The sequence below is a fragment of the Aliikangiella sp. G2MR2-5 genome, assembly GCF_015687155.1.
GTDB lineage: Bacteria > Pseudomonadota > Gammaproteobacteria > Enterobacterales > Kangiellaceae > Aliikangiella.
Genome location: NZ_JADPQF010000004.1, coordinates 308,187 through 335,035, shown reverse-complemented (window position 1 = coordinate 335,035; position 26,849 = coordinate 308,187). Strand labels below are relative to the sequence as shown.

Genomic DNA, 26,849 nt, shown 5'->3' with positions numbered 1-26,849 from the left:
ACAGATTAACGAAGCGACTCGTTAATAGCCTCAAGCACAGCGCTACCCGGACAAAGCTCTTTTTCCCCAAGAGTATTTAGCGGTGCATCACAGGTATTGATGATTTCATGCGTATTGCTTGAGTCAGTATTTAAATGCAAAAGGCCGGTTAAAACCTGCTTGTTCTGTTTGGCTTCTTCTAACGCTTGTAACACAGACTCGCGACAGCGAACATCCAGAGAACCCGGTTGACGCTGAAGATTGATCACCGAACCATCATGTAAAGTAATGGATTCAGTTTTATCTTTCGGTGCCTGAACAGTGATCTCTTGCTCATGCGGAACCAAATCAAAAGTGCCGGTCGCTTCTTTGTGGTCACGTACCCACTCATAGCTCTTGGTTGAGTTAGGTGTATTGTTGAAAGTGACACAAGGAGAGACCACATCGATTAAGGCAAAGCCATTATGCTTGATAGCGCCTTTGATCAAAGGAACCAATTGTTCTTTATCACCAGAGAAGCTACGAGCAACGTAACCAGATCCCAGAGAAATAGCCAGTTCACAAAGGTCCATAGGCTCGTACATGTTAGGTACGCCCTTCTTACTGGCACTACCCACATCAGCAGTCGCCGAGTCCTGACCTTTAGTCAGACCGTAAACACCGTTGTTCATGACGATATAAACCATATTCAGGTTACGTCGAACCAGATGCATGAATTGTCCCATACCTATCGAAGCGGTGTCACCGTCACCAGAGACGCCGATATAGGTGAGATCACGGTTAGCCATATTAGCACCAGTGGTTACTGACGGCATACGACCGTGAACCGAGTTAAAACCGTGCGAATTTGACAGGAAGTAGGCCGGTGTTTTTGACGAACAGCCGATACCAGACATTTTAGCAATTCTGTGTGGCTCTAAAGATAACTCGAAGCATGCTTTGATGATCGAGTTGCTGATAGAGTCGTGACCACAACCTGCGCAAAGGGTCGATAAAGCGCCTTCATAATTAGCCTGGGTATAACCGAGATCATTTTTCGGTGATTCAGGATGGCGGAAAGTAGACTTTAAATAACTCATGCTTCAACCCCTTCGCCGGAAGAATTCACAGTGGTAAATGGTGATACAGCTTCACCGTTTAACATTCTTTCAATTTTTCGTTTAATGCGACGTGCACGGATAGGCATACCGTCGATATTCAAGATTGAACGCAAACGCTCAGTTCCGGTGTTAAACTCGTTGATTAACAAGGTGCGCATTTGTGCGTCACGATTTTGCTCGATAACAAAAATGGTATCGTGCTCTTCGATAAATTTGCCGATATCCGGGTGGAACGGGAAGGACTTAATACGACAGGTATTAATTTTAGTGCCTTCTTCTTCCAGACCGTCTAAAGCTTCATAACTGGCTTGCGCGCTGGTACCGTAAAAGATAGCAGCGACTTTGGAATCTTTGTCACGGTATTTGATTTGTGGACGAGGCGCGACTTCTTTCGCGGTATCCCACTTCTTCACCAGACGCTCCATATTCGCTTCGTAGACACTGCTGTCTTCAGTGTAAGCAGCATATTCGTCATGCGAAGAACCACGAGTAAAGTAAGAACCTTTAGTCGGGTGAGTACCAGGATAGGTACGGTAGCCGATGCCGTCGCCATCAACGTCTTTATAACGTCCCCAGCGTTCCTGCATATTATCCAGGTCTTCGGCAGTTAGAACCTTTCCGCGGTCATATTTACGGTCATCGTCCCACTTAAATGGACGGCTGACGTGATCATTCATACCTAGATCCAGGTCAGAAAGAACAATTACCGGTGTTTGCAGACGATCGGCAACGTCAAAGGCAGTAGCGGTCATTTCAAAACATTCCGCCGGATCGCACGGGATCAAAAGAACGTGTTTGGTGTCACCGTGTGATGCATAAGCCGCAGAAATAACATCCGATTGCTGAGTACGAGTCGGCATACCGGTACTTGGTCCGCTACGCTGAACGTCAATAAGAACAACCGGGATCTCGGCAAAATAGGCCAGACCGATAAATTCGCTCATAAGAGATAGGCCCGGACCCGAAGTGGCGGTAAAAGAGCGAGCGCCATTCCAGTTACCGCCAATAGCCATACCCATAGCTGACAGTTCATCTTCCGCCTGCAAAATAGCAAACTTGTTTTTACCATTTTCATCTTTACGGAATTTGTTAGCGTACTTCTCATAGGCTTCAACAACCGAAGTCGATGGTGTAATTGGATACCAGCCTGCGAAAGTCGCACCGCCATATACTGCACCAAGACCAGTCGCGCTGTTTCCATCAATCATAATGGAATCGCCAACGTTGTCGCGGCGAGAAACACTTAAACCACACACACCTTCGAAATGTTCTTTGGCATAGTTAAAACCAAGTTCCAATGCACCGATATTTGGCGCGATCAGCTTTTCTTTCTTGGCAAACTGGTCCTTAACCATTCCCGTCAAAACTTCAAATTCCATATCAAATAGATAGGCCAAAGCACCCACGTAGATGATGTTTTTAAACAGTTGGCGTTGTCGCGGGTTGGTGTAGTTATCGATACACATTTGCGTCAACGGAATGCCAATTTCAATCACATCGTCTCGCTTGAATTCTCGAGGCAATGCTTTGGTGGAGTCATACATGAAATAACCACCAGGCATTAAAGTCTCGTAGTCTTGCTTCATGGTTTGGCCATTGATGGCTACTACAAAGTCAACATCACCACGACTACCCATGTAGCCTTTTTCGGTTACGCGAACTTCAAACCAGGTTGGAAGACCCTGAATGTTCGATGGAAAAATGTTTTTTGGGCTAACCGGAACGCCCATACGAAATACCGCTTTGGAGAACATGTTGTTGGCACTGGCAGACCCAGTCCCGTTAACATTGGCAAAGCGAATGACAAAATCATTAACGGCTTCAATTCTTGGTGTTGCCATTTGCTAACCCGCCTTAGTAACTGAATATGAGAATTTCTGCATGTCCCAAGCTGATGTCGGGCATCGCTCGGCACAAAGACCACAGTGAAGACAAACGTTTTCGTCTTTGACCATCACTCGCGCGGTCTTGAGTTCGCCGGAAACGTAAAGGTCTTGCTCTTTATTATTAGATGGAGCATTAAGACGGGTTCTTAATTCATCTTCTTCACCGTTGTCGGTAAAGTTAATACATTGTGTTGGACACACGTCGGTACAGGCATCACACTCGATACACAGATTATCGGTAAATACTGTCTGTACATCACAGTTGAGACAACGCATTGCCTCTTCATAACCAAGCTCCTGATCGAAGCCTTTTTCAACTTCAAGCTTCAGGTTAGCAAGTGCCAACTCTTTATCAACGTGAGGAACCAGGTGACGCTTATCGTGATCGATATGATTGTCGTAAGTCCACTCGTGGAAACCCATTTTCTGGGACAATAAATTTACGCCTGGCTCTGGTCGCTCAGCGACATTTTCACCCAGACAGAACTTATGTATAGAAATAGCAGCCTGATGGCCATGAGCGACTGCGGTAATAATGTTGGATGGACCGAATGCCGCATCACCGCCGAAGAAAACTTTTTCATTGGTCGACTGGAAAGTTTTCTCGTCAACCACCGGCATATCCCACTTGCCAAATTCCAGACCGATATCACGTTCAATCCATGGGAAGGCATTGTCCTGACCGATAGCAATCAGTACATCATCACATTCCATGTGGACCAGATCTTCACCGGTCGGGATCAACGAGCGCTTACCATTTTCATCATATTCGGCGCGCACTTTTTCGAACTTCATGCCCACCAACTTGCCGTTTTCCACAACAAATGAATGCGGCACATGGTTTTCAAAAATTGGAATATCTTCTGCAAGGGCGTCTTCAATTTCCCAAGGAGATGCTTTCATCTCTTTTTGCGGGCTACGCACAACAATACGTACATCTTCACCACCCAGACGACGTGCTGTACGACAGCAGTCCATCGCAGTGTTACCGCCACCAAGAACCAGAACTTTCTTGCCTACGGATTTAGTGTGGCCGAAAGCAACACTTTCCAACCAGTTGATACCAACGGAAATATTTTCGTCACCTTCCTGACGACCAGGCAGTTTCGGCAAGTCGCGACCATTTGGCGCTCCCGAGCCAACGAATATTGCGTCATAATCTTTTTCAAGCAGACCTTTAAGGCTATCAACATAGTGTTTGAAATGAGTGGTCACACCCATATCGATGATATAACCAACTTCTTCATCAAGAACTTCGGCTGGAAGACGGAATGAAGGGATCTGACTGCGCATAAAGCCACCGCCGACTTCTTGCTCATCGTAAAGGTCAATTTCATAACCCAAAGGAGCAAGACCACGGGCAACGGTTAAGCTTGCAGGTCCAGCACCGACTAGCGCTACTTTTTTGCCATTTTTAGGCTTAACTTCTGGTAAACGAGCTTTAATGTCATCTTTATTATCTGCTGCAACACGTTTTAAACGGCAAATAGCAACAGGCTCTTCTTCAACACGGCCGCGACGACATGCAGGTTCACATGGACGGTCACAAACACGTCCTAATACACCCGGGAATACATTCGATTCCCAGTTAATCATGTAAGCATCATCATAACGACCAGCAGCGATAAGGCGAATATACTCCGGAACGGGAGTATGAGCAGGGCAGGCATACTGACAGTCGACTACCTTGTGGAAATATTCAGGATCTTTTATGTTCGTTGGCTTCACACCAATATCCCCTAAGCGTCTGTGAAACTCGAAAAAACCTAGCTATATCAATGGCTTCTTCGATGGTTTATCTACGGATAAAAATAAGCATAGATTATATTTGAAAAATGAGTGCGGATTATACTTGTTTTTCAGGCTTTGTACCGGTTTTTTCGGGAATTTTTCGAGCTTTTTTCACTTTTATTCGATTTAATTCTGACTCCCGTCAAAAATCTAAAATATTTTCTAGAATTTAGACACAAATAGGTTCCTTTAAGACTGATTTTCCAAGCATTTTCCCTTGAATAGACTTGATGAATTGAAACCATATTTTAAAGCTATTGGCTGATTCGGGCATACCACCTTAATATATAAACCATTCACTTTATATATTGTTTTTGTTACGCAGGAAAATGCCATGGAAAAAATTCGAGCTAAAGGTGTTTTGGCTACTATTATGCTACTTTCACTTATGGGGACGGCAGGGATCGCTTTACCTTACCCTCTTTTGTCACCTTACTTTCTTAATTCCAGCGGCGAGCCCCTGACTCAATTCTTGGCACTCGACCCCAAGCTACTATTGGGTATTACCCTGGCGACCTACCCGTTAGGACTATTATTCGGCAGCAACATTATTGGCTCACTTTCAGATCGCTTTGGTCGTAAAAAGGTACTTCTGTATTCTTTGGCTGGGAGTGTGCTTGGTTATCTATTGACCGGCTTTGCTGTATATAAAGGCAGCTTTACCGCTTTCATATTTGCCCGGTTTCTCACCGGATTTTGCGAAGGAAATATGTCAATTGCACGCGCAATTGCAGTTGAGCTTCATCCGGTTATAGACCGTAAAAAGGCATTATCATTACTCTATGCGGCAGTTTATGGTGGCTGGCTTATCGGACCCCTAGCTGGAGGTTACCTGGCCCCTCTGGGCGTCGAAGCGGCCTTCTATGCAGCTGGTGCAGCGGTTCTGTTTTCTACGCTTTTAGTAATTTTGGTACTTCCACAGACGCCCGTGCAAAAGCTATCTCAATCAACCCTGTGGCAGGAAATTATTCAAAACCACTCTGCAACCTTGCTGTTAAGAAAAGATATTCGCCAGTTTTTTGTCTATTACTTTCTGTATACACTTGGCATTAATGCGTTTTATGAATTTTACCCGCTATGGCTTGCCGATATCCAGGAGTTCGGCAGTAAACAAATCGCCTGGATGACGGTGGCAATTACAAGCTTGATGATTTTAGTCAGCACCACCATCGCCGACAAACTCCCCACCAAACTGGGAGAAAAAAGAGCACTGCTGGGTGGTAATTTTATCTTTGCTTTGCTGATAGTCACGAGCACGCTGTCATCTGGAAATAGTGTATACATTTTTCTTGCATTAACCGGAGCGGTTATAGCCGTTATCAATATGGTTTTTCCTGCCATGCTATCGGAATATTTTGGCCATCTTGGGCAGGGAAAAGTAATGGGCCTGCAAATGAGTGTATTTTGCTTTACCAATGTTATTATCGCCCTTGCGGGCAGTCTGGTTGCTATTATCAGTACGACTCTGACCATGTGGCTTGCGGCTGCACTCATACTGGTATCGGTATTCTTTTTTGTACAACCAGAGAGAGAAGAGCAGCCCGAAAATGCTTTGGTTGCAACTGAAAATAGTTACTAACGCCTCATTTATTAACACATTTATGTTTAACAACAGTATGTTTTATATTAGAAAGGACAGGGCTTTGTTTAGTCAGAATAATCGAGAGAGAGCTGCTTTATGAGTGATAGCTTCCAGTCCAGTCAGACCCAAATTCTTCACTTGTTAAAAACTCGTGGAGCACTCAGTGCGGTTGAGCTATCCGACCTGCTACCAATGACCTCAATGGGAGCAAGACAGCATCTGGAACATATGGAAGAACAGGGCCTGGTCATACATGAGTTTGTGAGTGAAGGCAAAGGACGACCTAAGAAACGCTGGAGTCTAACTCCGAAAGCTGATAGCCACTTTCCTGACGGACACTCAGCACTGCTGGTGAATCTGCTTGGACAAATGCAAAAGCAGCTGGGAGGAGAGGCATTCGAGGAGCTTATCAAGTCTCGTGAACAAGAGATGCTTACTGCTTATAAAAAGCGCATGTCCGAAGACAAGTCAGTAGAAGAGAAACTAAACAGGCTCGTACAAATTCGCAATGATGAAGGCTACATGGCACAGGTTATTCGCACAGGCGAAGGCCTTTTCTTTATTGAAAATCATTGTCCGATATGTGCCGCGGCCAGCCAGTGTCAACAATTCTGCCGTTCAGAATTAGCAATTTTTCAAGCGCTGTTAGGCACTCAAATTGAGAGAACTGAGTATATTCTGGAAGGTGCCAGACGCTGTGCTTATCGAATTGTTGGTAACGAATAGGCATTTTGCAAAATAGGCGCTCAGCTTTCACCTTCGAGATGCTTGCTAAGTCCGGAACATAACTGATCAATTTGACTTTCCATCAACTCGAGGTCTTGTTGGCTAAATTCTTTTAGAATTGTCTGCCAGCGTTTTTTGTTTTCTTGTTGTGCCTGCGCAAGTACCTGTAGCCCCTTCTGAGTTGGCACTATCCATCGTTTTCGCGCATCATCTTTCGACTGAGCTCTTATTACTAACTGACCATTTTGAAGCTCGTCCACCAGCTTTGACATAGTCGGCATTTTCACCTGCTGAATATCACAAAGCTGACGTAAAGTTACCGGATTTTTATCTTTGATAATAGCTAACACCTGCATACGAGCACCGCTCAGTCCCCCCGATTGAGCCAGCATATTCAAATACCGGTTTAACCGAATTAGCGCAGATCCAAGATTTCCTTTATCGCTCGACATATTTGCCCTTCAAACTAATTAGCTGAGCTAAATATAACAAAAGCAAGGATGTCATTCATTTTATATTTGTTAGTAAAGATCTTCTCGAAAATTATGATGGTTAGTGGCAATATCGGCACCAATCAGGACAAAGAGAGATATCGATGAAAAATGGAAGTCTGGTTGTTGTTGGCAGCGGAATTATCACGCCAGCTCACTTGTCACAGGAGTCAATTAACCGGATAGTGTCTGCCGACATTGTCCACTTACTGGTACCTGATCCTCTTGGCAAGGCCGCAATTGAACAATTGAATTGCAACATTAAAGATATGGGCGATCTCTATTACGATGATTCGTCCGGCCGAAACGGGAACAACCGAGTTGAAGCTTATGATCGAATGGTCGATTCCATAATGGCAGATCTTAGAAAGGGACTGAAAGTCTGCGCTGTGTTCTACGGCCATCCCGGAGTTTTTGTTTACCCCTCGCATAAATGCATTTCTATAGCCAGAAAGGAAGGCTTTAGCGCGGAGATGCTTCCAGCCATTTCGGCAGAGGACTGCCTGTTTGCCGATCTCGGTATTGACCCTGGAGATCTTGGTTGCCAGTCATACGAAGCAACCCAATACTTGATTTATCATCCGCCAGTTAATCTGGCGTCGCCGCTAATACTCTGGCAAATAGGTGTCGTCGGCGACCTAACCTTCACTCAGATGCACCCTGCTGATAATGGTTTAGCCATGTTAAAGGCGAGGCTACTTGAAAGATACGCTGAAACTCATGAATTAATTCTTTATGAAGCGCCAACGCTACCTCTTATGCCTGTTCGTGCCGAGCCCATAATGCTTGCCAATCTGGACTTTGTGGAAGTTAAAACAATTACAACCCTTTACCTTCCGCCATGTCAAACCCCCAGGGTAGATCTGGACTTTTGCTCACAATGGCATATTGATTTAACGCTGGTCTAATTTGCAAGTCCCGAACCAATAAAGAGTTCTCAACCAAGATAATCAATTAACTATTTGATATTCAATGGCTATCTGAGATAAAGTTTCCCTGCACAGTTAGTTTTTAACTAGCTGATAATAACTATTTCAAAACAAAGGAATCTGGAAATGGCGGATAAACTGGTAGATTTTATGATCCAACTAGCTAAGGACGACGATCTGAAACAGTCTTACATCGGTGATGCAAACAAGACCATGGAAAAGTATGGGGTATCTGATGAAGACAGAAAGCTGATGTTGAGCAAAGACTACGACAAGATTCAAAAACGAATCGGTGGAAACTACAAGATAAGTCACAATACAGTAACTACTGCGGCCAAACTAAAACCGTAGATAATAATCTGGTTATCCGGAGTCTAGTCTACCTGATGAAGAGGCTCAATAAATTCGTCGTTATTGCAACTTGTTTTATATTTGACTTGTTAGCGATAACGTCAATTGCGCAAACAGCAGAAATCGTTGCTGTTGAGAGAGCCTATTCTTCACAATCCGCCGAAAAGCTTAACGAGCAAGCCTACGAGTTATTTAAACAAGGACAATATCAAAAAGGATTTTCTGCTGCGATACAGGCTAGAAGCCTGGCGGAACAATCTAATGACAAGAAACAACTTGCCAGAGCAATTTCAAATGTCGCAAGTACTATTATGTATCTTGGAGACTTTCAACAGGCGCTCAAGCTTTATCAGGAGTCGCTAGAGATTTCTCAGGAAATCGATCACACCGAAAGCATTGAAAGCGCCATTAATAATATTTCCGGCGTCTTTTTACGTCTGGAAAATCCGCAAGAATCACTTCTCTATTTAAAGAAACTCCCTGTTCTTAACGGTATTGAACGTCCCGACTATCAAAAAGCGGTAGCCTACATTGGTATGGTTTCTCGCTACATTGAACTCAACGAGCCAGATTTAGCCAACCAGTACATGGCACTTCTTGACACACTATTTACTCATTACGAAAATCCATTTTTAAATATCTATTATTTGTTTACAAAAGTTGACTGGCTAATCAAACTGCAAAATTATGCTGATGTAATAGAACTGTTAGACCGGGCAAAAGAGTTAGCACGTCAAAATCAATTCGAAGGCCTTGAAGTTATCTCGCTAAAAAAAGCAGGACAATTCTACTATCAGCAAGGGGATCTGGAGAGTGCAACCAAAAGAGCTAACCAGGCTTTAAAGATAGCGCAGAAAATACAACACAATACTCAGTTGTTGCAGCTCAATGAGCTTCTTTTCGATATAGATAAAGCCAATGAAGATTTTCACTCCGCCCTGATTCGTAAAGAAGCGATGGAAACACTGACTGATAGTATTCAAGGTGAGAAAGTATTACTTCAGGCTGAAGTAACAAGAATTGAGCGCGGCATTCAGGAAACAGAAAAGCAACTCAAAGAAAGCCAGCAGCTCCAGAAAATTGCAGAACTAAAATTGGAGGCACATAAACAAACTCAGGTTATCTGGGGAGGCGCACTGCTCGCTTCTAGTGCTTTGATACTTTTCTGGTTTTATCGGCGCTCGACACGATTACAGATAATGCGCCAGAAAAGGTTGAATGAAGAATTGAAAAGACTGGACAAAGTTAAAGATCGAATCCTTACCAATACTTCGCACGAATTAAGGACACCGCTCAACGGTATTGTCGGGTTATCACAAATCTTACAAATGGAAAATGTGGGGCAACTCGATAGCGAAAGTATCGAGCACCTCAAACTTATCGAAAAAAGTGGAATCCAGCTTTCAGAAGTAGTGAATGACATATTGGATCTGGCGAAACTAAAAACCCATTTTATGACCTTTAAACCTGATCAATTCGAACTTTCGCAATTAGTATTGGAGGTAATAAGAATCTGCAAGCCACTGCTCAACAGCCCGGATGTTGAAATATGTTATCAACCTGAAGGCGAAGTATTGCTATTTCATGATCGTGCGAGAATCAAGCAGGTGCTTTTTAACCTTATTGGAAACTCGGTAAAATTTACTGTTCAAGGAAAAATTACAATTTCTCATATGGTCAACAATAATCAGCTACAACTCATTGTCGAAGATACGGGAATAGGTATTCCCAAGAATATGCAGGAGCGGGTATTTGAGGGTTTTGAACAGGTTAATGCAGAAGACAACCGTTCACACAGCGGCTCAGGATTGGGGCTGGCAATTTGTCAGGAGATTGTTCAAGCATTGCACGGTAAGATTTTTTTGAATTCAGAGCTCGGCAAAGGCACTACTATAGAAGTCCATATCCCGCTGGAATACAACCCCTAGAAAACCATCTCTAAACATCTTGTTAAACCTATAAAATAGCGCCTTTGAGTGTAGCAACCTCTCAAAACGATAGCTTTATTATTTATTAGATAGGCTTTACTAAATACCGTTGAACGATTTTACTGCCCAATGACAGCTCAGATTCTAATGAGCCACCATTAGAAATAATAGCCTTAGCCGAAGCCATATTATCCTTGTAACAATGAATATAAATTGTACTAACGCCCAGATCACTAAGCTTTTCGATAGATAACTTCATAAGTTGGCTACCGTACCCCTTGCCGCGAGCAGAAGGTCGAATTCCCAACCCGATGTGTCCACCGCAATACTCAATTTCTTGATTAAGACGATGACGAATATTTGTAACACCGATCAATTCGCCAGAATCGACAAGCCAGAGTGTAGAACTTTGAACATACCCGGGCGGAAGGTTTACCCCCTCTGCGAAATCATTGATTTTTGAGAGCATTTTACTAAAATCACTACAATCAAAATCCATAGGAAATGGATAGCGCTCTTCATCACCGAGCTCTTCGATATATGCCAGGTAGCTATTCTTATATTTTTCTGAAGGTAGAATTAATTCCATTTCAACTCCAATTAATGGAAGCACTAAACACTAAGCAGACTTGGCGGAGGACTTGCGAGACTTGTTATGCAGTCTTTATCAACAACCTATCTATGACGTTCGAATATTGGTTAGGCTTTTTATGTAGATTTTGCGCTTCTTTAATGCAACCACTAAAAGAACCACGCCCAACAGTGTACCTATTGGAAAAACCAAAATCCAAAATATTGATGATGTTATTAGAAACCTAAACAGCCAAGTAGCGCTATATGATGAAATAAGCAAAGCTGTTATGTTCATCAATAGTCCTGGAAAAGCTACAACACAACCTAGAACAACGCTTATCAGAGCCGAACTTACCATCCCCGCCATCACTTTAGGATCGCCTGAGCCATATAAGGTTGTTTCTTGAAACGCAATAACCATATCGACAATAAATATTATTATTCCGAAAACTAATGCCGACTGGAGAATGCACCCAATTAACGAGAGAATTTTTCCCAACTGTTCTCTTTTAACTTGCCGGGCAACTATTTCACTAGTTGGTGGATTGTAAATCGTTTTTTCCATATTTAGCCTACAGCTTATTATCTTCAATAAAACACGGATAATACGGAAATATTTTTAAAGAAGTAATATTATATTTTTGGGTTAAGTTGAATTTTCGCTTTAAGATACCTTGAAACATATCCTTTGCTTCCAACGAAAAAGAAAGCCGCTTAAAAAGCGGCTTTTTTATTCTCCTGGAAAGATACTAGTTAGTCATCTCATCCCAGAAATTTTTCACACCATCCCACCAGTTTTTCGATTTAGGACTGTGTTGCTTTTTGCTTCCGGCAAGATACTCTTCAAACTCTTTTAGCATCTTTTTCTGCTCTTTGTTCAGGTTTACCGGTGTTTCAACCACCACTCGGCAAAGCAGATCTCCACGCATTCCACCGCGCATCGGAGTAATCCCTTTACCACGTAACCGGAACATTCTGCCGGTCTGGGTTTCCTCTGGAATCTTTAATTTAACTTTACCTTCAAGAGTCGGAACTTCCAGCTCTCCACCTAAACAGGCAGTGACAAAACTGATCGGCATTTCACAATAGAGATTGTCACCGTCTCGAACAAAAATAGGGTGCTCTTTGACATGCACCTGAACATATAGATCACCGGCGATTGCGCCCGGCCCACCGGCTTCGCCTTCGCCAGTCAAACGAATTCTGTCTCCGGTATCTACACCTGCCGGTATCTTTACCGACAGAGTTTTTTCTTTTCTGACTCGGCCTTGTCCTGAGCAACTACCGCAAGGATCTTTAATAATGGTCCCCTGACCGTGACAGGACGGACAAGTTTGCTGAACCGAAAAGAAGCCTTGCTGCATTCTAACCTGTCCGGCACCTTTACATGTGTCACAAGTGGCTGGCGAACTACCTTTCTTGGCACCGCTGCCATCACATGTATCACAGTTAACATAGGTTGGGATCTTGATGGTTTTCTTGATGCCTTTTACCGCGTCTTCAAGAGAGAGCTCCAGATTGTATTGCAAATCGGCGCCACGTCTTTGACGTTGACGACCACCGCCGCTGCGACCTCCACCAAAAATATCACCAAATACATCACCAAAAATATCGCTGAAGCTCTCGGCACCACCGCCACCATGGAATCCTCCCTGAGATGGATCCACTCCGGCGTGACCAAAACGGTCATAGGCTTCTCGCTTCTGCTCATTGCCCAGAACCTCATAAGCTTCTTTCGCTTCTTTAAACTTTTCTTCCGCTTCTTTCGAATCAGGATTGCGATCCGGGTGGTACTTCATTGCCAGGCGGCGATAAGCTTTTTTCAGCTCCTGATCAGAGGCGCCTTTGCTTACACCCAGTACTTCGTAATAATCTTTCTTAGACATTGTGTAGAACCTAATTCTCTTTCGAAAACAGCAACGCGGGGAAACTCCCCGCGCTACAAAAGTTTTTCTGAAGCTTTTTAACTTGCGTTAAAAAGCTTGCAAACTATTGAGCGCTACCAACGCTCGTCAAAGATTACTTCTTGTCGTCTTTGACTTCTTCAAACTCAGCATCAACAACGTCGTCGTCGCCTTTGTTACTTTCTTCCTGACCTGCTCCAGCTCCAGGTTGAGCCTGCTGTGCTTCAGCTTGCGCTTGTGCATACAGACGCTCTGCCATTTTTTGTGAAACTTTGGTCAATTCTTCAGTTTTCGCTTCAATAGCAGCTTTGTCGTCACCTTTAAGCACTTCTTCAAGTTCTTTGATAGCAGCTTCGATCGCTTCTTTCTCGCCATCTTCAAAAGTAACTTTTTCATCTTCCATAGTTTTCTTGGTTGCGTGAATCAGCCCGTCAGCTTTGTTGCGCGCTTCAATCAGTTCCTGGAACTTCTTGTCTTCTTCAGCGTGTGCTTCAGCATCGCGTACCATTTGCTCGATCTCTTCATCCGACAAACCGGAAGAAGCTTTAATTACAATTGACTGCTCTTTACCGGTCGCTTTGTCTTTAGCCGATACATTCAAAATACCATTAGCATCAATATCAAAAATTACTTCGATTTGTGGCATACCACGTGGCGCTGGCGGAATGTCAGTTAAGTCGAACTTTCCGAGCGACTTATTTTGAGCCGCCATCTTACGCTCACCCTGAAGAACATGAACGGTTACCGCTGTCTGGTTATCTTCAGCAGTAGAGAACACCTGGTTCGCTTTGGTTGGAATTGTAGTGTTCTTGTCGATCAGGTTAGTCATTACACCACCCATGGTTTCGATACCCAGTGAAAGCGGTGTAACATCAAGTAAAAGAACGTCTGTAACATCACCAGCCAAAACCGCACCCTGAATAGATGCACCCATTGCTACTGCTTCATCAGGGTTTACATCTTTACGTGGCTCTTTGCCAAAGTAGTTAGTAACGGCTTCCTGTACTTTAGGCATACGAGTTTGACCACCGACTAAAATAACATCATCGATATCAGATACATTCAAACCAGCATCTTTAATTGCCATCTTGACAGGCTCTAAGGAGCGCTCAATCAAGTCATCAACTAATGACTCCAGTTTCGCTCGAGTTAATTTAACATTTAAATGCTTAGGACCAGTTGCATCCGCGGTAATATAAGGCAGGTTAACGTCTGTTTGCTGACTTGAAGACAACTCAACTTTTGCTTTTTCACCCGCTTCTTTCAAACGCTGTAGCGCCAGAGGGTCATTGTGTAAATCAATACCTGAATCTTTCTTGAATTCATCAGCCAAGTATTCGATTACGCGCATGTCAAAGTCTTCACCACCAAGGAAAGTATCACCATTGGTCGCTAAAACCTCGAATGTATGCTCGCCTTCAACTTCTGCAATTTCGATGATGGAAATATCGAAAGTACCGCCTCCCAGGTCATAGACAGCAATGGTTTTATCACCTTTACCTTTATCCATACCGTAGGCCAACGCAGCCGCAGTAGGCTCGTTGATAATACGTTTCACTTCAAGTCCGGCAATACGGCCTGCATCTTTGGTCGCTTGACGCTGAGAATCATTAAAATAAGCTGGAACAGTGATAACCGCTTCAGTCACTTTTTCACCAAGAAAATCTTCTGCTGTTTTCTTCATTTTCTTAAGAACTTCAGCACTCACCTGAGGAGGTGCAATTTTTTCGCCCTTAACTTCAACCCAGGCATCACCATTGTCAGCAGCGCTAATTTTGTATGGCACCATCTTGATATCTTTTTGCACGACATCATCTTTGAACTGACGACCAATTAAACGCTTGATAGCAAAAAGGGTATTATCCGGATTAGTTACCGCTTGACGCTTTGCCGACTGGCCAACCAGAATTTCATTGTCATCTGTGTAAGCAACAATCGAAGGGGTTGTTCTCGCGCCTTCTGAATTTTCGATCACTCGAGAGTCTTTTCCGTCCAGAACTGCAACACAAGAGTTAGTTGTGCCTAAGTCGATACCAATAATTTTACCCATTTTAATCTCTCCACATTTTTTGTTTCGCAGCTTTGTATGAAGCTCTTGAACTAGAAGCTCTCTTTAGCTGTTAAAACAAACTACAATTTAATCTTTAGATGCCCTTTATCTGGGGGCTGAAAACTTTAATTCAAGCACTGATTTGTCTTTTTTTTGATCAAATCAGGCTTTTTCGTCAATTTTTGGCGCCTTGCCTTTGGCAACGATTACTCGCGCAGGACGAATCAATCGACCATTGAGCGCATAACCTTGCTGAATGACATGCATTACACTGTTAGGTTCATGCTCTTCACTTTCCTGCATCACCATGGCTTCATGCAACCCAGGATCAAAAGATTCACCAAGCGGTGAGATCTGCTCAATCGAAAACTTATTTAAGGTATCAATCAACAGTTTATAAGTAAGTTGTAGTCCTTCGTGCATTGCAGTCTGGGCCTCACCTTCAACAGGGTGCTCGAGCGCTTTTTCCAGACTATCAACAACTGCCAGGATTTCTTTGGCAAACTTTTCCAGCGCAAATTTGCTGGCGTTGCTAACTTCTCTTTCAGCTCGGCGTCGAATATTTTCGCATTCTGCCTTGGCTCGAATTGCCGTGTCTTTATGACTCTCAACTTCTTCCAGAGCCTTATCCAGCTCTTGTGTCAGTTCCTCGACACGCTGGTCAAAAGAACCCTTTTCATCACTTGTAGCAGCATCAAACTGTTCGGTTTCTGCCCCGTCAGCAACCTGTTCTTGTATATCGTCTTTATTGCTCATAAAAAGCTCCCAAGCTTTATTTTGCCGGCAATTTCAGCCATTTCATTTGTTAAAATTCAATCTGGATGTTGGAATATATACCGCCCTGTAACTAGTCAGGCACCAAAATGGATAGCGGATACATCAATTTGTAGGCAATATGGGGGTTAGAAATGTGGATTCAAGCAAAAATGCGATAAAAAATGGAGAAAAATAAGCTTTTTGTAAAAATCCCCTCACTATTCGTCTTTTATTTTCATGCTCAGCGCGTTCGACAGTAGCTTTGCGGTCACATCCACAATCGGGATCACCTTGTCATAACGCATTCGTGTCGGTCCTACAACTGCAAGTACTCCAATCGACTCGCCATTCAGCTTGTAGGGTGCGGTAACCAGACTACAGTCCGATAGATTTTGGTTTCCACTCTCTTCACCAATGAATATTTTAACTCCGTCGGCAAGTATGGAACGCTCCAGAATTTCAACAATTTGCTGCTTTTGTTTGAATGCCTGAAATATCTGTTCCAGATTTTCTATTTGTCCGTGAGTAGCCATCGACACCAGATTAGTCTGTCCTGAGACATGAAAGTCCTGGTAATGATTAATTGCTTCGTCCAGACCGGCACTGGCGAGCGTCACCGCCTGCTGCATCATGCTGTCGAGACGCTCTTTATCGAAAATCATTTCTTTCAATAGCTGGTTTTTCACGGTTGTCAGATCTTTACCGGAAAAATGTTCATTCAAAAAGTCGGCCATTCGACTTAGCTCTTGCCGAGAATAGTTACGCTCTACAGGTATGATCCGATTTTGGATTTCATCATTTTTAAGCACCAATACTACCAGTAGCTTGCGCTCAGACAGCGGAACAAACTCGATCTGCTCAATCTGCTGGAAGGGTTTACTCGGGAGTTGCACCAAACTTGCCATTTTAGTCATATCTGAAAGTACCGATGAGGCTCTTCCAAGAATAGTATTGGTTTCCAGGTTAGGATCCAGCGTCGACTTTAATTGTGCCAGAGCATCTGTTTCCAGGTTTTTGACCTTAACTAGCTGGTCAACAAATATGCGTAGCCCCTGAGTCGTCGGTATACGCCCCGCAGAAGTATGTGGCGATAGCAGCAGACCCTGACGTTCCAGATCAGACATAATATTGCGCACGGTAGCCGGACTGATAGAAAGATGCGAATGCTTTAGCAGCGCTTTCGAGCCTATTGGATGTCCCTCTCGGACATAGGACTCAATCAGTGATTTCATTAAAATAAGGTCACGATCTTTCATATTCATTCTCAAGTCGGTAAGCAGAAATGAGCCGATAGTTCACTATGACTGGCAGTATTCACCATAATTAATCTTGCTAGTCTCTTGATAATCAATAGAAAACAGCCGATGATTAGGCAATTACCCTAGTCACACTAATATGCTGCCTTCTTACTAAGATTTCAAGGCTGCGAATGTACCCCATGACCCAACTAGCGACATTTGAAAAAATTGGAGTTACCGGCAAGCCAGGTAGCCAGGCTGCAATGGAGACGGTTGAAGCTCTTTGCAGTCAGCTGCTCAGCCTTAATAAAACGGTCTTTGTCCCGGAAAGAAACCATGATCTTGTTTCACAAAAAGAAGTTTCTCTAGTTCCTTTCAAAGAACTTGGCGAAAGATGCGACCTGGTTATCGTCGTCGGCGGGGACGGCAGTATGTTAAAAACCGCTCGCGAACTAGTCGATAGTCGTGTTCCCCTGTTAGGAATTAACCGGGGACATCTGGGTTTTCTAACCGATATTCGTCCGACTGAAATCGATACGCGCGTCCCGCCAATCCTGAAAGGCAATTACACGCTGGAAAATCGTTTCTTGCTGAATGCCGAAGTCTATCGTAAAGACAAGCTGATTGGTCAATCCTGTGCGGTAAACGATGTGGTTCTTTATCCCGGAGAAATTGCGCGAATGATTGCCTTCGAGCTTTATATGGATAAACAGTTCGTTTACAGCCAGCGCTCCGACGGTTTGATTGTTTCTACACCCACAGGCTCTACCGCCTATGCATTGTCTGCTGGTGGCCCTATCGTAGCGCCAGAAACAGATTCTGTGGTTCTTGTCCCTATGTGCCCACACACATTATCCAGTCGGCCTATTTGCGTCGATAGAAAACGTCGAATAGATATTGTGGTTTCGGATACCAATCCACATAACCCCCAATTGAGTTGTGATGGTCAGGAGATTATTTCTCTTGCTCCAGGTGACCGGATCGAGATTAATCAATACCCTATAGAAATACAGCTAGTACATCCTTTGGACTATGACTATTTTGAAGTTCTGAGAAGTAAACTGAGTTGGGGACAAAAGCTGTAGACTGACGACCTGAAAGAAAAAGACTCAGTGAATCTCGAAAAATATGGTCAAAATCTAGCAAGTCGGCTAGAATGCGTACAGAGAAAACAACTACTCATATAAATAGATGTTAAGTAGAATCGAAGTTCGCAATTTTGCTATTATTCAGTCTCTCGCACTAGACTGGTCAAATGGAATGACGGTTATCACAGGTGAAACTGGTGCAGGTAAGTCGATTGTCATAGATGCTTTGGGGCTCGCTCTGGGTGAACGAGCGGATGCCTCCAGTGTTTACCCTGGCGCTTCCCAGGCGGAAGTTGTAGCCAGCTTCGAACTTCAAGAGCAATCGGCCGCTGCAAAGTGGCTTAGCGAAAACGAGCTAGAAGAAGAAGGTGAGTGCATACTTCGCCGAGTCATCGCCAAAGAAGGACGGAGCAAATGCTTCATTAATGGCCGCTCTGCAACTCTTTCCCAGCTCAAAACGATTGGTAGTTTGCTAGTCGACATTCATGGTCAACACGCCCATCAATCATTGTTAAAAAACCGTGAACAGCTAAATCTCCTCGATAGGTTTGCCGGTCATGCCAACCTGCTCGAAAATGTCAAAGAAAAGGCAATGCTCATCAAGCAAATCGAAAAACGTAAACTCTTGCTCGAAGAGCAAAAGCTGGCGCGAGATGCTAAACGGGACTTACTCGTCTACCAGGTTGAAGAGCTCGAAGAAGCAAATCCACAACAAGCGGTGTTGGATAGTCTTGAACAGGAGCATAAAAAGGCCGCGACTAGCCAGGACAGATTGCAGCTTGCGGAAGAAAGCAGGCTCTGGCTTGACGGAGAAGCCAATGAGGCATGTCTGCCCTCATTAGCGCGCACTATTGAAAAAGTCAGTCAGTTAAAATCGCTTGATCCTAAAGTTGAAAATCTGCTTGAAATATTGATTCAGTCCGAAGGATTATTGCAAGAAGCAAGGGATGAACTAAGTCACTACATTGACAGGCTCGAAGTCGATCCTGAAACTCTTTTGCACCTTGACCAGCAACTTGGCCAATTTCATGATTTGGCCCGCAAACATCACGTTTCATTGGCCCAGTTACCGCAGCATTTTGTTTTCCTGAAAGAGGAGTTAGCGCAACTTGAAGCCGATGATTCGGAACTTGAAGCCATAGAAACAGAGCATAAAGCAGCAATTGAAAGCTACCGTGAAACTGCAGCAAAACTTTCCAACAGTCGAAAGAAAATTGCCAAATCATTACAAGATGAAGTATCCGAATCGCTACAGATACTGGCAATGGATGGCGGCCGCTTCGAAATCCAGTTGAGCCCTATCGATGATAGCTTTCCTGCGACAGGCCTTGAATCTATCGAATTTCTAGTTTCAGCTAACCCAGGCCAGCCCTTACAAGCTTTGGGTAAAGTAGCCTCAGGCGGTGAGCTTTCTCGAATTAGCTTAGCGATTGCAGTCATTACTGCCAAGCAACAGTTAGTACCAACACTTATCTTTGACGAAGTTGACGTGGGCATCGGAGGTGGTACCGCTGAAGTGGTTGGACGCTTGCTCGAACAGCTGTCAGCAGATCGTCAGGTCATCTGTGTTACTCATCAACCTCAGGTTGCCTCTTGTGGAAGAAACCATTTAATAGCCAGTAAAACAAAAATGGCCAATAGCACCACAACCCAAATGAAAAATTTGAACTCCGAAGAAAGAGTTCAGGAAATCGGACGAATGCTTGGCGGATTAAATATTTCTGAAAAAACTTTGACTCATGCTAGGGAAATGCTGGGAGTTTAAGTCCAGCTTTGCCTTTCTTGTTAATAGTATTTCCAGCAAAAAGAACTTTGTTGAACGGCGTCACTTTGGTTAAAACAAAAAATAGAGTCGCCCAGAATAAACTGCTAAGAGGATAAAAAATTTCAGGTTGAATGACTTGCGCGACAGAGAGTTGAGTTGCTGCAAAATAAGAGAAAGGTCCGCCCAGAGCACCGACCATCAATACTAGCCAGTATTTTCTGATAATCAACGGATAATAGTTATTAGCGAAAGTCACACTAAATAGAAGCCATAAAAAAGACATCCATACAGGTAAAGTAGCTTCGCCAGCAAATCGAATTAGATCGAGTTTTGCCATCATAAAATCTGCCAGACAACCAACAATTAGTATTCCCAGTATCAATCCAAAATAATTTGCTCTTCGTTCGGAATAGATAAAGTCGGCAATAGAATAGGCTAAAATTCCAGGCAAAACAAACCAGTAAGCTCCATCGTTAACACCAAAAACTATGAGTCCCCATCCAATATCAAATGCCAGCATAGAGACCCAGAATCGTTTATTAAACATAACCAGACTACTAATCTTTAAGTACCGATAACTTCATGGGAACACGCGCCAGCGGTTTAACAAGATGTAACTGTATATCACTGATCACTCTTTCCCTGAAGCCGCCCTCACAATAACAAAAATAGAACTCCCACATGCGTATAAAGTTCTCGCTAAATCCTTGTGCTTTGATCTGGCTGATATTGCTAAAGAAGGTTTCACGCCAACGCTTCAATGTCTCAGCATAGTGAACACCGATATCATCTAGCGCAAGCATCCTCAGGTCAGTATCTCTGGTGACACACTCACTAATGCTATCTATCGAGGGAATACAACTTCCAGGGAAAATATATCGCTTGATAAAATCGATATGCTTTTTAGCGCTGTCAAATCTTTGGTCCTGAATGGTGATTGCCTGAAGCAACATTTCGCCATTATCTTTTAACAGGCTACTACATTTTTCAAAGAAAACAGGAAAATAATGGTGACCAACGGCCTCAATCATTTCAATCGAAACTAGTTTATCAAACTTGCCAGTGAGTTTTCTATAGTCGAAATCAAGTAAAGTAATTTTCTCATCCAGGCCTTCTTCACGAATTCTTTCTCTGGCGTATAAAAACTGTTCGTTGGAAATAGTTGTTGTCGTTACACGACAGCCGTAATTTTTAGCTGCGTAAATTGCAAAACTGCCCCACCCGGTTCCGATCTCCAACACATGATCATTTTCGTTCAATCTTAATCGCTTACATATACGCTCAAGCTTATTAATAGAGGCTTGCTCCATTGATTCATCTAGAGAACAAAAGATTCCGGATGAATACATCATACTGGAGTCGAGAAACTGCTCAAAAAAGTCATTTCCTAAATCATAATGAGCCACTATATTTCTCTTGCTTCCTCGCTGAGTATTTTTATTTAAGTAATGAAAAAACTGCTTTAATGGTGCTGTTACTCTCGCCATTCCATGGTCTACACTGTCCATAACGGCCTGATTAAGCGCAAACAAACGAATCACATTAGTCAGATCATCGGTAGACCAGTAGTTATTTATATAGGCTTCTGCCGCTCCAACACTACCACCAAAAGCAAGGTAGCGGAAAAACTGCTCATGATTTACTTCTATTTTTGCCGTTAAATGCAAATACTCATCGCCTGAAAACTGATAGCTATCTCCCTTATAAAGAATAGTTAGCGAGCCAAATTGTAGTTGCTTCAAACGAGCAAAAATCTTATCTTTCAGAACTCCATTGAGGAAAAGATTTGCAGAATTACTATTTTTTCGTTCTACCCTTTCCGCCAATGCTTTTACCGACGAATAACTTGCCATTAGTGCTCTCCTTATAGTTATTTCTAACTACACCGATTCTTTTTTCGGATGTGAATAAAAAGGTATTTTCTTTAACCAGAGTTTTAAAGCCTGCCAATAAATCGCGGTGGAAACTTTCATTGTCATCAGTGGATAGTTAAAAAGAACTTTCATCAGACTTCGACTAGTAACATCTTCTCTGGCTAAATTCAGTGTTGCGGAAAACAACTTTTCATTGTTTTCCATATTTCTCATATATACGAATAATTTTTCATCCGGGATCATAAATCGCCAAAAACATTTTAATGACATAGGTTGAAATGGTGATACGTGAAAGTCCTTATCAAATTGAAATTCCAAAAAACCTTCCTGCCGACATTGACCCTTGCGATTATCAAAACAATAGCTATAACGTTCATTCCATGGCGTGTTATTAACCTGCGCGACCAGAAAATCGACATTATTAGAATTTTCATTAAAACAATAGTAAAAAGTAACGGGATTAAAACAGTAGCCAAAGTACGATAAATGAGTAAGCATTCTAATAGGCCCTGAATGTACAGCATTAAATTTTTGGAATATTTCGTTATTCACCCCGTCCCTGATAGAGCCATTCAGATTAAGATAATTTTTAACATGAAAAGAAGCTATATTGGTTCGATTTATCGACCAGAAAATATACCTGGAAAAAAGCATCGGAAGCTCATCGATATCGACAAAAAACATAGCAAGCTTATAACTAAACTGATGTTCTCTCGGTAAAAATCGATGATGTTTTACCTCACCAAAATATATTGCACTATTCACAAACACTCTCTTTTTCTTTATAGGTACTTGATTCCTTCTGTCTTTCTTTGTCAAAAGCCAGTACCCGCTCAAAATCTTTTAGCGCATTTATACTACTCACAACACCATCTTCATGAAAACCATTTCGCCAATATGCGCCACAATAAAACGTTCGATATTGACCATTAACCTGACTATGTTTCTTTTGTGCATTGACGCCATTTATAGTAAAAAAGGGATGGGCATAATCAATAACCTTGATTATCTTTTGCGGGTCAATCGAATCTTTATAATTAAGGGATACACAATAGGTGTTTTTACTTTCTATTGATTGCAAAATATTCATATTGTAAGTCAAGGCTACTTTTTCCTTTTGATCTTCTAACAAATGATAGTTCCATGCAGCCCAGGCTCGCTTTCTTTTAGGTAGGACACTGATATCTGTATGCAGTATCGCCTGATTAGATGTGTAAGGTATTGCTCCCAAAACTTCCTTTTCCAGACTCGATGGATTCTCCAACATAGCTAGCGCTTGATCACTATGTGTTGCGATAAAAACATAGTCGAACACTTCTTCATTGTTCTCATACTGAAGATAGACTTCATCAGGTGTTCTGCGAATATTTTTTATCGCAACCCCAGAGCGGATCTTATCTTTATGTCCTGCAATTAATGGCTCTATATAGTTTTTTGACCCACCTTTAATAACATACCACTGAGGTCTTTCATTTACACTTAACATTCCGTGATTGTGAAAAAACTGAACAAAAAATCTCGCTGGGAAATTCATCATACTTTGATGATCAGTCGACCATATTGCGGCGCCCATCGGCACAATATAGTGGTGAATAAATTGCTTCGAATATCTATTTTCTAAAAGATAATCACCTAACAAAATCTGATTATTGATATCTTGTAATAAATCGAGGCTTTCTCGATTAAACTTCAAAATATCCTGAATCATCCGGTAAAAACTTGGTCTAAAAACGTTTCGCCGCTGAGCAAAAAGGCTATTCAAATTGGTGCCGTTATATTCGAGATTATCTGCATATGCTTGAACGCTAAAGCTCATATCACTTGGCTGATAATCGACATTAAGTTCTTCCAGAAGTTTGAGAAAATTCGGATAGGTCTTTTTATTGAATACGATAAACCCGGTATCAATTTGTTGTTCATCTCCTTGATAGCTAATTGAGTGAGTATGAGTATGTCCACCAATATAGCTATTGGATTCAAACACATGAACATCATGTTCCTGACTTAATCGATAGGCTGCATAGTTTCCAGCTATACCAGTTCCAACTACCGCTATTTTCATTTGCTTGTTACCACTCTGGTTAATATTAGTTTTGATAGGTTTGCCGGCAAAACTGCTAACAATTTCATGAGCAAGGTAAATGCTTTCGGAAAATGAATTTCCGCCTTTTGTTTTACTAAACCATTAATGATTTTTTCGGCCGCATCTTCCGCCTCTATACGAAATGGCATAGGAAAATCATTTTTATCCGTTAATGGAGTTCTAACAAAACCGGGACAAATCCAGCTCACCGGAATATTTTCCTTTGCCAGTTCCAATCTAAGACCTTGGCATAAATTTCGAGTTGCCGCTTTGCTTGCCGAGTATGCTTCTCCTCTGGGCAATCCAAGCCATGCTACACTACTACTCATAGCTACAAGATATGGCGAGGATGATTGACGTAAATATGGTAGAGCAACCTCAATAGCTCTGGTTTGCGAAAAAAAGTTAACTTCCATCATCCTTTCAAAGGGCCCTGATCTGAAGTCTTGTATATTGATGTATTCTGCATTCCCCGCATTTAAAATGATGCAATCGAGCTGCCCAAATGTTTCAATAATCATTTCTACTATTCGCTGATTTTCTTCTCGCGATGTTACATCTCCTGATGCCACCAATATGTTCTCATTCAACCCATATAGCGCCTGAAGATCTAATTCGCTTCTAGAAGTTACCGCAATATAAGCACCTTCTTGTTGCAATTTTTTTGCTAGAGACAAGCCTATGCCGCTACTAGCGCCGGTTATCCAAACCACTTTCTGTCTGAAACTGTACCTCATTACACTTTCCTTTTAATCCATCGAATTAGCGCGCTAACTAATGGAATTCTTTCATATAACATTGCACCACAATCAAAGTAGTCACGATGATAAATAATCATATTTTTATCGTTTACTTGTAGATAAGTGATACCATCCAGACCGAATTCTTTCCCTCTATTAAGACCGGAATGTTTAAGTAACATATTCCAGGGAATGGTAATCTGATTTTTGTCTATGACGGGACTATCAAAATCAAAAGATATTTCCTCAACATTGGCGTAGAGTTGAAAAAAATAGTTCTTTAGGTTTTTTAAACCACTGATTTCATGAAATGGGTCGATAAATATAACATCGTTATCGTAGATTTTATCAATAGTCTCAATATTGGTTGCATTGAGCTCTTTGTAGATTTTAGTAAAGTTTTCAACTAGCATTTAAAATTCTCCACGTATTTGTTTCTTTATACGTGCAGGAACGGGTTTTAGATCTGTAACTATTCCAAAAACAGCCAACAATTTTAAAATGTAATAGCTAATGTCAATCTCATACCATGCAAATCCCTGTCGAGCGCAAGTAGCATAATAGTGATGGTTGTTGTGCCACCCTTCTCCAAGTGTTAATAATGCAAGCCAGAAATTATTTCGACTATCATCCTTGGTTTGAAAGCGACGCTTTCCAAAGCGATGCGCCAGAGAATTGATCGTATAGGTAGCATGATACAATATCACTGTCGAGATACAGAATCCCCATACAACCATCTGTAAGCCGCTGGTGGAGGAGCCCTGATAACTGTTAGCCAGATATTCTCCTGTTAGGAACAACATCAGAATTAGAAATGCAGGTGCGACGATTTCAAATCGATCGAGCCATCTCAACTCTGGATAACGAGAAAAATCGCTAATTTTTTCTTCTCTGGTCGCGAAGTTCTCATTGGTCAGAAACCAGAGCATATGACTCCACAATGAACCTTTATGTTTTGGAGAGTGTGGATCCTCTGGCGAGTCAGAGCAAGCATGATGAACTCTGTGGTGAGAAGCCCACCATAGCGGGCCTCTTTGCGCTGACATAGCCCCTATAAAAGCAAAAACAAACTGGAAAAAACGACTGGTCTTGAATGACTTGTGAGAAAAGTATCGATGATAAAATGCGGTAATGGCAAACATCCTTATAAAGTATAATAATGCACACGCTGCTAATGCAATCCAACTAAAGCCAACCCAGAATACTAGTAAAACGGATAAATGTATGGCGATAAATGGAGATATTCTTAACCAGCTGAACCGAGAATTGTCACTCCCCAGATTGGCGCTAGAGTCAAACCAGGCTAGCAATGAGGCTTTATGATTTTCGACTTTAATATTCTGCTGTTCATGCGATAGTTGCAATTCAGGCTTTCTTTGCTCGCGGGTAATTAATTTATTTATCATTAGCGTCGCCCATTTCCAATTCCACAAGATTCTGTCGTCTTTACTCTCTCGATATAGATATCGATCCGTCCTACATCCAAGCCCCATTTACTCATTTTAGTAGTACCCATTAATGTATTTTCATCAATCAGATGTAGCCAGTCATCCATAGAAATGACCCAGCTCTCTCCATCAATGTTAATCGCCAACCGGTACTTGAGATTAAAACTATCTCCAAAGGTATTACCATGCGCTCGACCGACAACATCTCCTGCACTACCGGCATAGCCTTGTTCCTGTTTACTAAATTGCCACAATCGCGTTTGAATTTCTCCATCGTCAAAAACAAAAATCTCATCAAGATATACTAGATCATCTTTTGTGTAGCCATTGATGGCCGCTTTAAATTTTCTGATTAGTGTTTCGTTGCCTTCCTTTACCACTCCTTTGGCACACAGAGGACCACTAAAGAAGTCTTCAAAAACGAACTTCGGAGTGTTTTTCTCATAGGCTTCCGGCTTTAGCTGGCAGCCAGTTAGCAATAGAAGCAAAGCAACTCGCGATGTGAATCTGGTGTAATTTTGAGACATATTCATTAATTTATCGGTGACCATTGTGAACATATACGGA

At 42.4% G+C, this 26,849-nt stretch carries 25 protein-coding genes; 7 read left to right on the top strand and 18 right to left on the bottom strand.

The features are described 5' to 3' along the window. Nucleotides 1-5 precede the first annotated feature (5 nt). Genes IYN84_RS14490 through IYN84_RS21720 form a run of 3 tightly spaced genes read right to left on the bottom strand, consistent with a single transcriptional unit; the run spans nt 6 to nt 4,693 of the window. The gene (locus IYN84_RS14490) at nt 6-1,058 is read right to left on the bottom strand and encodes a 2-oxoacid:ferredoxin oxidoreductase subunit beta (protein WP_196139957.1); all 1,053 of its coding nucleotides are present in this window, start codon (nt 1,056-1,058) and stop codon (nt 6-8) included. Beyond that, on the bottom strand, nt 1,055-2,920 hold the full coding sequence (locus IYN84_RS14485; protein WP_196139956.1) for a 2-oxoacid:acceptor oxidoreductase subunit alpha: 1,866 nt from the start codon (nt 2,918-2,920) through the stop codon (nt 1,055-1,057). The genes IYN84_RS14490 and IYN84_RS14485 overlap by 4 nt, the downstream gene beginning before the upstream one ends. Before the next feature lie 3 nt (nt 2,921-2,923). Beyond that, nucleotides 2,924-4,693 carry an FAD-dependent oxidoreductase gene (locus IYN84_RS21720; RefSeq protein ID WP_196139955.1) on the bottom strand — a complete coding sequence of 590 codons (1,770 nt, stop codon included), beginning with the start codon at nt 4,691-4,693 and terminating at the stop codon, nt 2,924-2,926. A gap of 397 nt (nt 4,694-5,090) precedes the next feature. Here IYN84_RS21720 and IYN84_RS14475 point away from each other — a divergent pair, with 397 nt between their 5' ends. Further along, nucleotides 5,091-6,335, top strand: a complete 1,245-nt coding sequence (locus tag IYN84_RS14475) for an MFS transporter (protein WP_196139954.1) — start codon at nt 5,091-5,093, stop codon at nt 6,333-6,335. Nucleotides 6,336-6,434: 99 nt separating this feature from the next. Next, on the top strand, nt 6,435-7,064 hold the full coding sequence (locus IYN84_RS14470; RefSeq protein ID WP_196139953.1) for a metalloregulator ArsR/SmtB family transcription factor: 630 nt from the start codon (nt 6,435-6,437) through the stop codon (nt 7,062-7,064). Nucleotides 7,065-7,084: 20 nt separating this feature from the next. On the opposite strand, the gene IYN84_RS14465 is transcribed toward IYN84_RS14470, so the two are convergent. After that, complete coding sequence (locus tag IYN84_RS14465; protein ID WP_196139952.1) at nt 7,085-7,516, bottom strand: MarR family winged helix-turn-helix transcriptional regulator; 432 nt, start codon at nt 7,514-7,516, stop codon at nt 7,085-7,087. Between the two features lie 143 nt (nt 7,517-7,659). Between IYN84_RS14465 and IYN84_RS14460 the strand changes: the two genes are divergently transcribed. The 3 genes from IYN84_RS14460 (at nt 7,660) to IYN84_RS14450 (ending at nt 10,763) form a co-directional block, all read left to right on the top strand. Next, entirely contained in the window at nt 7,660-8,463 is an 804-nt protein-coding gene (locus IYN84_RS14460) for an SAM-dependent methyltransferase (protein WP_196139951.1), read from the top strand. Between the two features lie 147 nt (nt 8,464-8,610). Then, nucleotides 8,611-8,835, top strand: coding sequence for a hypothetical protein (locus IYN84_RS14455; RefSeq protein ID WP_196139950.1), 225 nt, complete (start codon nt 8,611-8,613; stop codon nt 8,833-8,835). Nucleotides 8,836-8,870: 35 nt separating this feature from the next. Further along, on the top strand, nt 8,871-10,763 hold the full coding sequence (locus tag IYN84_RS14450) for an ATP-binding protein (RefSeq protein ID WP_196139949.1): 1,893 nt from the start codon (nt 8,871-8,873) through the stop codon (nt 10,761-10,763). 85 nt (nt 10,764-10,848) lie between these two features. Here IYN84_RS14450 and IYN84_RS14445 read toward each other — a convergent pair whose 3' ends face one another. From IYN84_RS14445 to hrcA, 6 genes are all read right to left on the bottom strand, one after another. Then, on the bottom strand, nt 10,849-11,352 hold the full coding sequence (locus IYN84_RS14445; RefSeq protein WP_196139948.1) for a GNAT family N-acetyltransferase: 504 nt from the start codon (nt 11,350-11,352) through the stop codon (nt 10,849-10,851). Nucleotides 11,353-11,442: 90 nt separating this feature from the next. Beyond that, a complete protein-coding gene (locus tag IYN84_RS14440) occupies nt 11,443-11,901 on the bottom strand; it encodes a MotA/TolQ/ExbB proton channel family protein (RefSeq protein ID WP_196139947.1) in 459 nt (152 codons plus the stop codon). A 184-nt stretch (nt 11,902-12,085) separates the two neighbouring features. Beyond that, nucleotides 12,086-13,222: a molecular chaperone DnaJ gene (dnaJ, locus tag IYN84_RS14435; protein ID WP_196139946.1), complete on the bottom strand. Its 1,137-nt coding sequence runs from the start codon at nt 13,220-13,222 to the stop codon at nt 12,086-12,088. Between the two features lie 133 nt (nt 13,223-13,355). Further along, nucleotides 13,356-15,290 (bottom strand): molecular chaperone DnaK, encoded by a 1,935-nt coding sequence (gene dnaK, locus IYN84_RS14430; protein ID WP_196139945.1) that lies wholly within the window; start codon nt 15,288-15,290, stop codon nt 13,356-13,358. Between the two features lie 162 nt (nt 15,291-15,452). Beyond that, nucleotides 15,453-16,046: a nucleotide exchange factor GrpE gene (grpE, locus tag IYN84_RS14425; RefSeq protein WP_196139944.1), complete on the bottom strand. Its 594-nt coding sequence runs from the start codon at nt 16,044-16,046 to the stop codon at nt 15,453-15,455. A 218-nt stretch (nt 16,047-16,264) separates the two neighbouring features. Next, nucleotides 16,265-17,302, bottom strand: coding sequence for a heat-inducible transcriptional repressor HrcA (gene hrcA / locus IYN84_RS14420; RefSeq protein WP_196139943.1), 1,038 nt, complete (start codon nt 17,300-17,302; stop codon nt 16,265-16,267). Nucleotides 17,303-17,475: 173 nt separating this feature from the next. Between hrcA and IYN84_RS14415 the strand changes: the two genes are divergently transcribed. Further along, nucleotides 17,476-18,369, top strand: a complete 894-nt coding sequence (locus tag IYN84_RS14415) for an NAD(+) kinase (protein ID WP_246722935.1) — start codon at nt 17,476-17,478, stop codon at nt 18,367-18,369. Nucleotides 18,370-18,475: 106 nt separating this feature from the next. Continuing rightward, entirely contained in the window at nt 18,476-20,137 is a 1,662-nt protein-coding gene (gene recN / locus IYN84_RS14410; protein WP_196139942.1) for a DNA repair protein RecN, read from the top strand. Here recN and IYN84_RS14405 read toward each other — a convergent pair. Genes IYN84_RS14405 through IYN84_RS14370 form a run of 8 tightly spaced genes read right to left on the bottom strand, consistent with a single transcriptional unit; the run spans nt 20,115 to nt 26,815 of the window. Next, nucleotides 20,115-20,684 (bottom strand): DUF2878 domain-containing protein, encoded by a 570-nt coding sequence (locus tag IYN84_RS14405; RefSeq protein ID WP_196139941.1) that lies wholly within the window; start codon nt 20,682-20,684, stop codon nt 20,115-20,117. The genes recN and IYN84_RS14405 overlap by 23 nt on opposite strands. Nucleotides 20,685-20,694: 10 nt before the next feature. Next, entirely contained in the window at nt 20,695-21,990 is a 1,296-nt protein-coding gene (locus IYN84_RS14400) for a cyclopropane-fatty-acyl-phospholipid synthase family protein (protein ID WP_196139940.1), read from the bottom strand. Nucleotides 21,991-22,017: 27 nt separating this feature from the next. Continuing rightward, nucleotides 22,018-22,776 carry a DUF1365 domain-containing protein gene (locus tag IYN84_RS14395; protein ID WP_196139939.1) on the bottom strand — a complete coding sequence of 253 codons (759 nt, stop codon included), beginning with the start codon at nt 22,774-22,776 and terminating at the stop codon, nt 22,018-22,020. Next, nucleotides 22,769-24,073: an NAD(P)/FAD-dependent oxidoreductase gene (locus IYN84_RS14390; protein WP_196139938.1), complete on the bottom strand. Its 1,305-nt coding sequence runs from the start codon at nt 24,071-24,073 to the stop codon at nt 22,769-22,771. The genes IYN84_RS14395 and IYN84_RS14390 overlap by 8 nt, the downstream gene beginning before the upstream one ends. Next, entirely contained in the window at nt 24,070-24,831 is a 762-nt protein-coding gene (locus tag IYN84_RS14385) for an SDR family oxidoreductase (protein ID WP_196139937.1), read from the bottom strand. Before IYN84_RS14385 ends, IYN84_RS14390 begins: the two co-directional genes overlap by 4 nt. Beyond that, nucleotides 24,831-25,247 carry a nuclear transport factor 2 family protein gene (locus IYN84_RS14380; RefSeq protein WP_196139936.1) on the bottom strand — a complete coding sequence of 139 codons (417 nt, stop codon included), beginning with the start codon at nt 25,245-25,247 and terminating at the stop codon, nt 24,831-24,833. Before IYN84_RS14380 ends, IYN84_RS14385 begins: the two co-directional genes overlap by 1 nt. Next, nucleotides 25,248-26,240, bottom strand: coding sequence for an acyl-CoA desaturase (locus tag IYN84_RS14375; RefSeq protein ID WP_196139935.1), 993 nt, complete (start codon nt 26,238-26,240; stop codon nt 25,248-25,250). Then, nucleotides 26,240-26,815 carry a DUF3833 family protein gene (locus tag IYN84_RS14370; RefSeq protein WP_196139934.1) on the bottom strand — a complete coding sequence of 192 codons (576 nt, stop codon included), beginning with the start codon at nt 26,813-26,815 and terminating at the stop codon, nt 26,240-26,242. The genes IYN84_RS14375 and IYN84_RS14370 overlap by 1 nt, the downstream gene beginning before the upstream one ends. Between the last annotated feature and the right edge of the window lie 34 nt (nt 26,816-26,849).

Bases quoted from the DNA above. Each gene is read 5' to 3' on its own strand.
- IYN84_RS14405 (WP_196139941.1), bottom strand. From the start codon at position 20,684: ATGTTTAATAAACGATTCTGGGTCTCTATGCTGGCATTTGATATTGGA.
- dnaK (WP_196139945.1), bottom strand. From the start codon at position 15,290: ATGGGTAAAATTATTGGTATCGACTTAGGCACAACTAACTCTTGTGTT.
- IYN84_RS14460 (WP_196139951.1), top strand. From the start codon at position 7,660: ATGAAAAATGGAAGTCTGGTTGTTGTTGGCAGCGGAATTATCACGCCA.
- IYN84_RS14455 (WP_196139950.1), top strand. From the start codon at position 8,611: ATGGCGGATAAACTGGTAGATTTTATGATCCAACTAGCTAAGGACGAC.
- IYN84_RS14375 (WP_196139935.1), bottom strand. From the start codon at position 26,240: ATGATAAATAAATTAATTACCCGCGAGCAAAGAAAGCCTGAATTGCAA.
- IYN84_RS14440 (WP_196139947.1), bottom strand. From the start codon at position 11,901: ATGGAAAAAACGATTTACAATCCACCAACTAGTGAAATAGTTGCCCGG.
- IYN84_RS14485 (WP_196139956.1), bottom strand. From the start codon at position 2,920: ATGGCAACACCAAGAATTGAAGCCGTTAATGATTTTGTCATTCGCTTT.
- IYN84_RS14450 (WP_196139949.1), top strand. From the start codon at position 8,871: ATGAAGAGGCTCAATAAATTCGTCGTTATTGCAACTTGTTTTATATTT.
- IYN84_RS14415 (WP_246722935.1), top strand. From the start codon at position 17,476: ATGTACCCCATGACCCAACTAGCGACATTTGAAAAAATTGGAGTTACC.
- IYN84_RS14400 (WP_196139940.1), bottom strand. From the start codon at position 21,990: ATGGCAAGTTATTCGTCGGTAAAAGCATTGGCGGAAAGGGTAGAACGA.
- IYN84_RS14470 (WP_196139953.1), top strand. From the start codon at position 6,435: ATGAGTGATAGCTTCCAGTCCAGTCAGACCCAAATTCTTCACTTGTTA.
- IYN84_RS14385 (WP_196139937.1), bottom strand. From the start codon at position 24,831: ATGAGGTACAGTTTCAGACAGAAAGTGGTTTGGATAACCGGCGCTAGT.
- grpE (WP_196139944.1), bottom strand. From the start codon at position 16,046: ATGAGCAATAAAGACGATATACAAGAACAGGTTGCTGACGGGGCAGAA.
- hrcA (WP_196139943.1), bottom strand. From the start codon at position 17,302: ATGAAAGATCGTGACCTTATTTTAATGAAATCACTGATTGAGTCCTAT.
- IYN84_RS14465 (WP_196139952.1), bottom strand. From the start codon at position 7,516: ATGTCGAGCGATAAAGGAAATCTTGGATCTGCGCTAATTCGGTTAAAC.
- IYN84_RS14390 (WP_196139938.1), bottom strand. From the start codon at position 24,073: ATGAAAATAGCGGTAGTTGGAACTGGTATAGCTGGAAACTATGCAGCC.
- recN (WP_196139942.1), top strand. From the start codon at position 18,476: ATGTTAAGTAGAATCGAAGTTCGCAATTTTGCTATTATTCAGTCTCTC.
- IYN84_RS14380 (WP_196139936.1), bottom strand. From the start codon at position 25,247: ATGCTAGTTGAAAACTTTACTAAAATCTACAAAGAGCTCAATGCAACC.
- IYN84_RS14445 (WP_196139948.1), bottom strand. From the start codon at position 11,352: ATGGAATTAATTCTACCTTCAGAAAAATATAAGAATAGCTACCTGGCA.
- IYN84_RS14370 (WP_196139934.1), bottom strand. From the start codon at position 26,815: ATGAATATGTCTCAAAATTACACCAGATTCACATCGCGAGTTGCTTTG.
- dnaJ (WP_196139946.1), bottom strand. From the start codon at position 13,222: ATGTCTAAGAAAGATTATTACGAAGTACTGGGTGTAAGCAAAGGCGCC.
- IYN84_RS14475 (WP_196139954.1), top strand. From the start codon at position 5,091: ATGGAAAAAATTCGAGCTAAAGGTGTTTTGGCTACTATTATGCTACTT.
- IYN84_RS14490 (WP_196139957.1), bottom strand. From the start codon at position 1,058: ATGAGTTATTTAAAGTCTACTTTCCGCCATCCTGAATCACCGAAAAAT.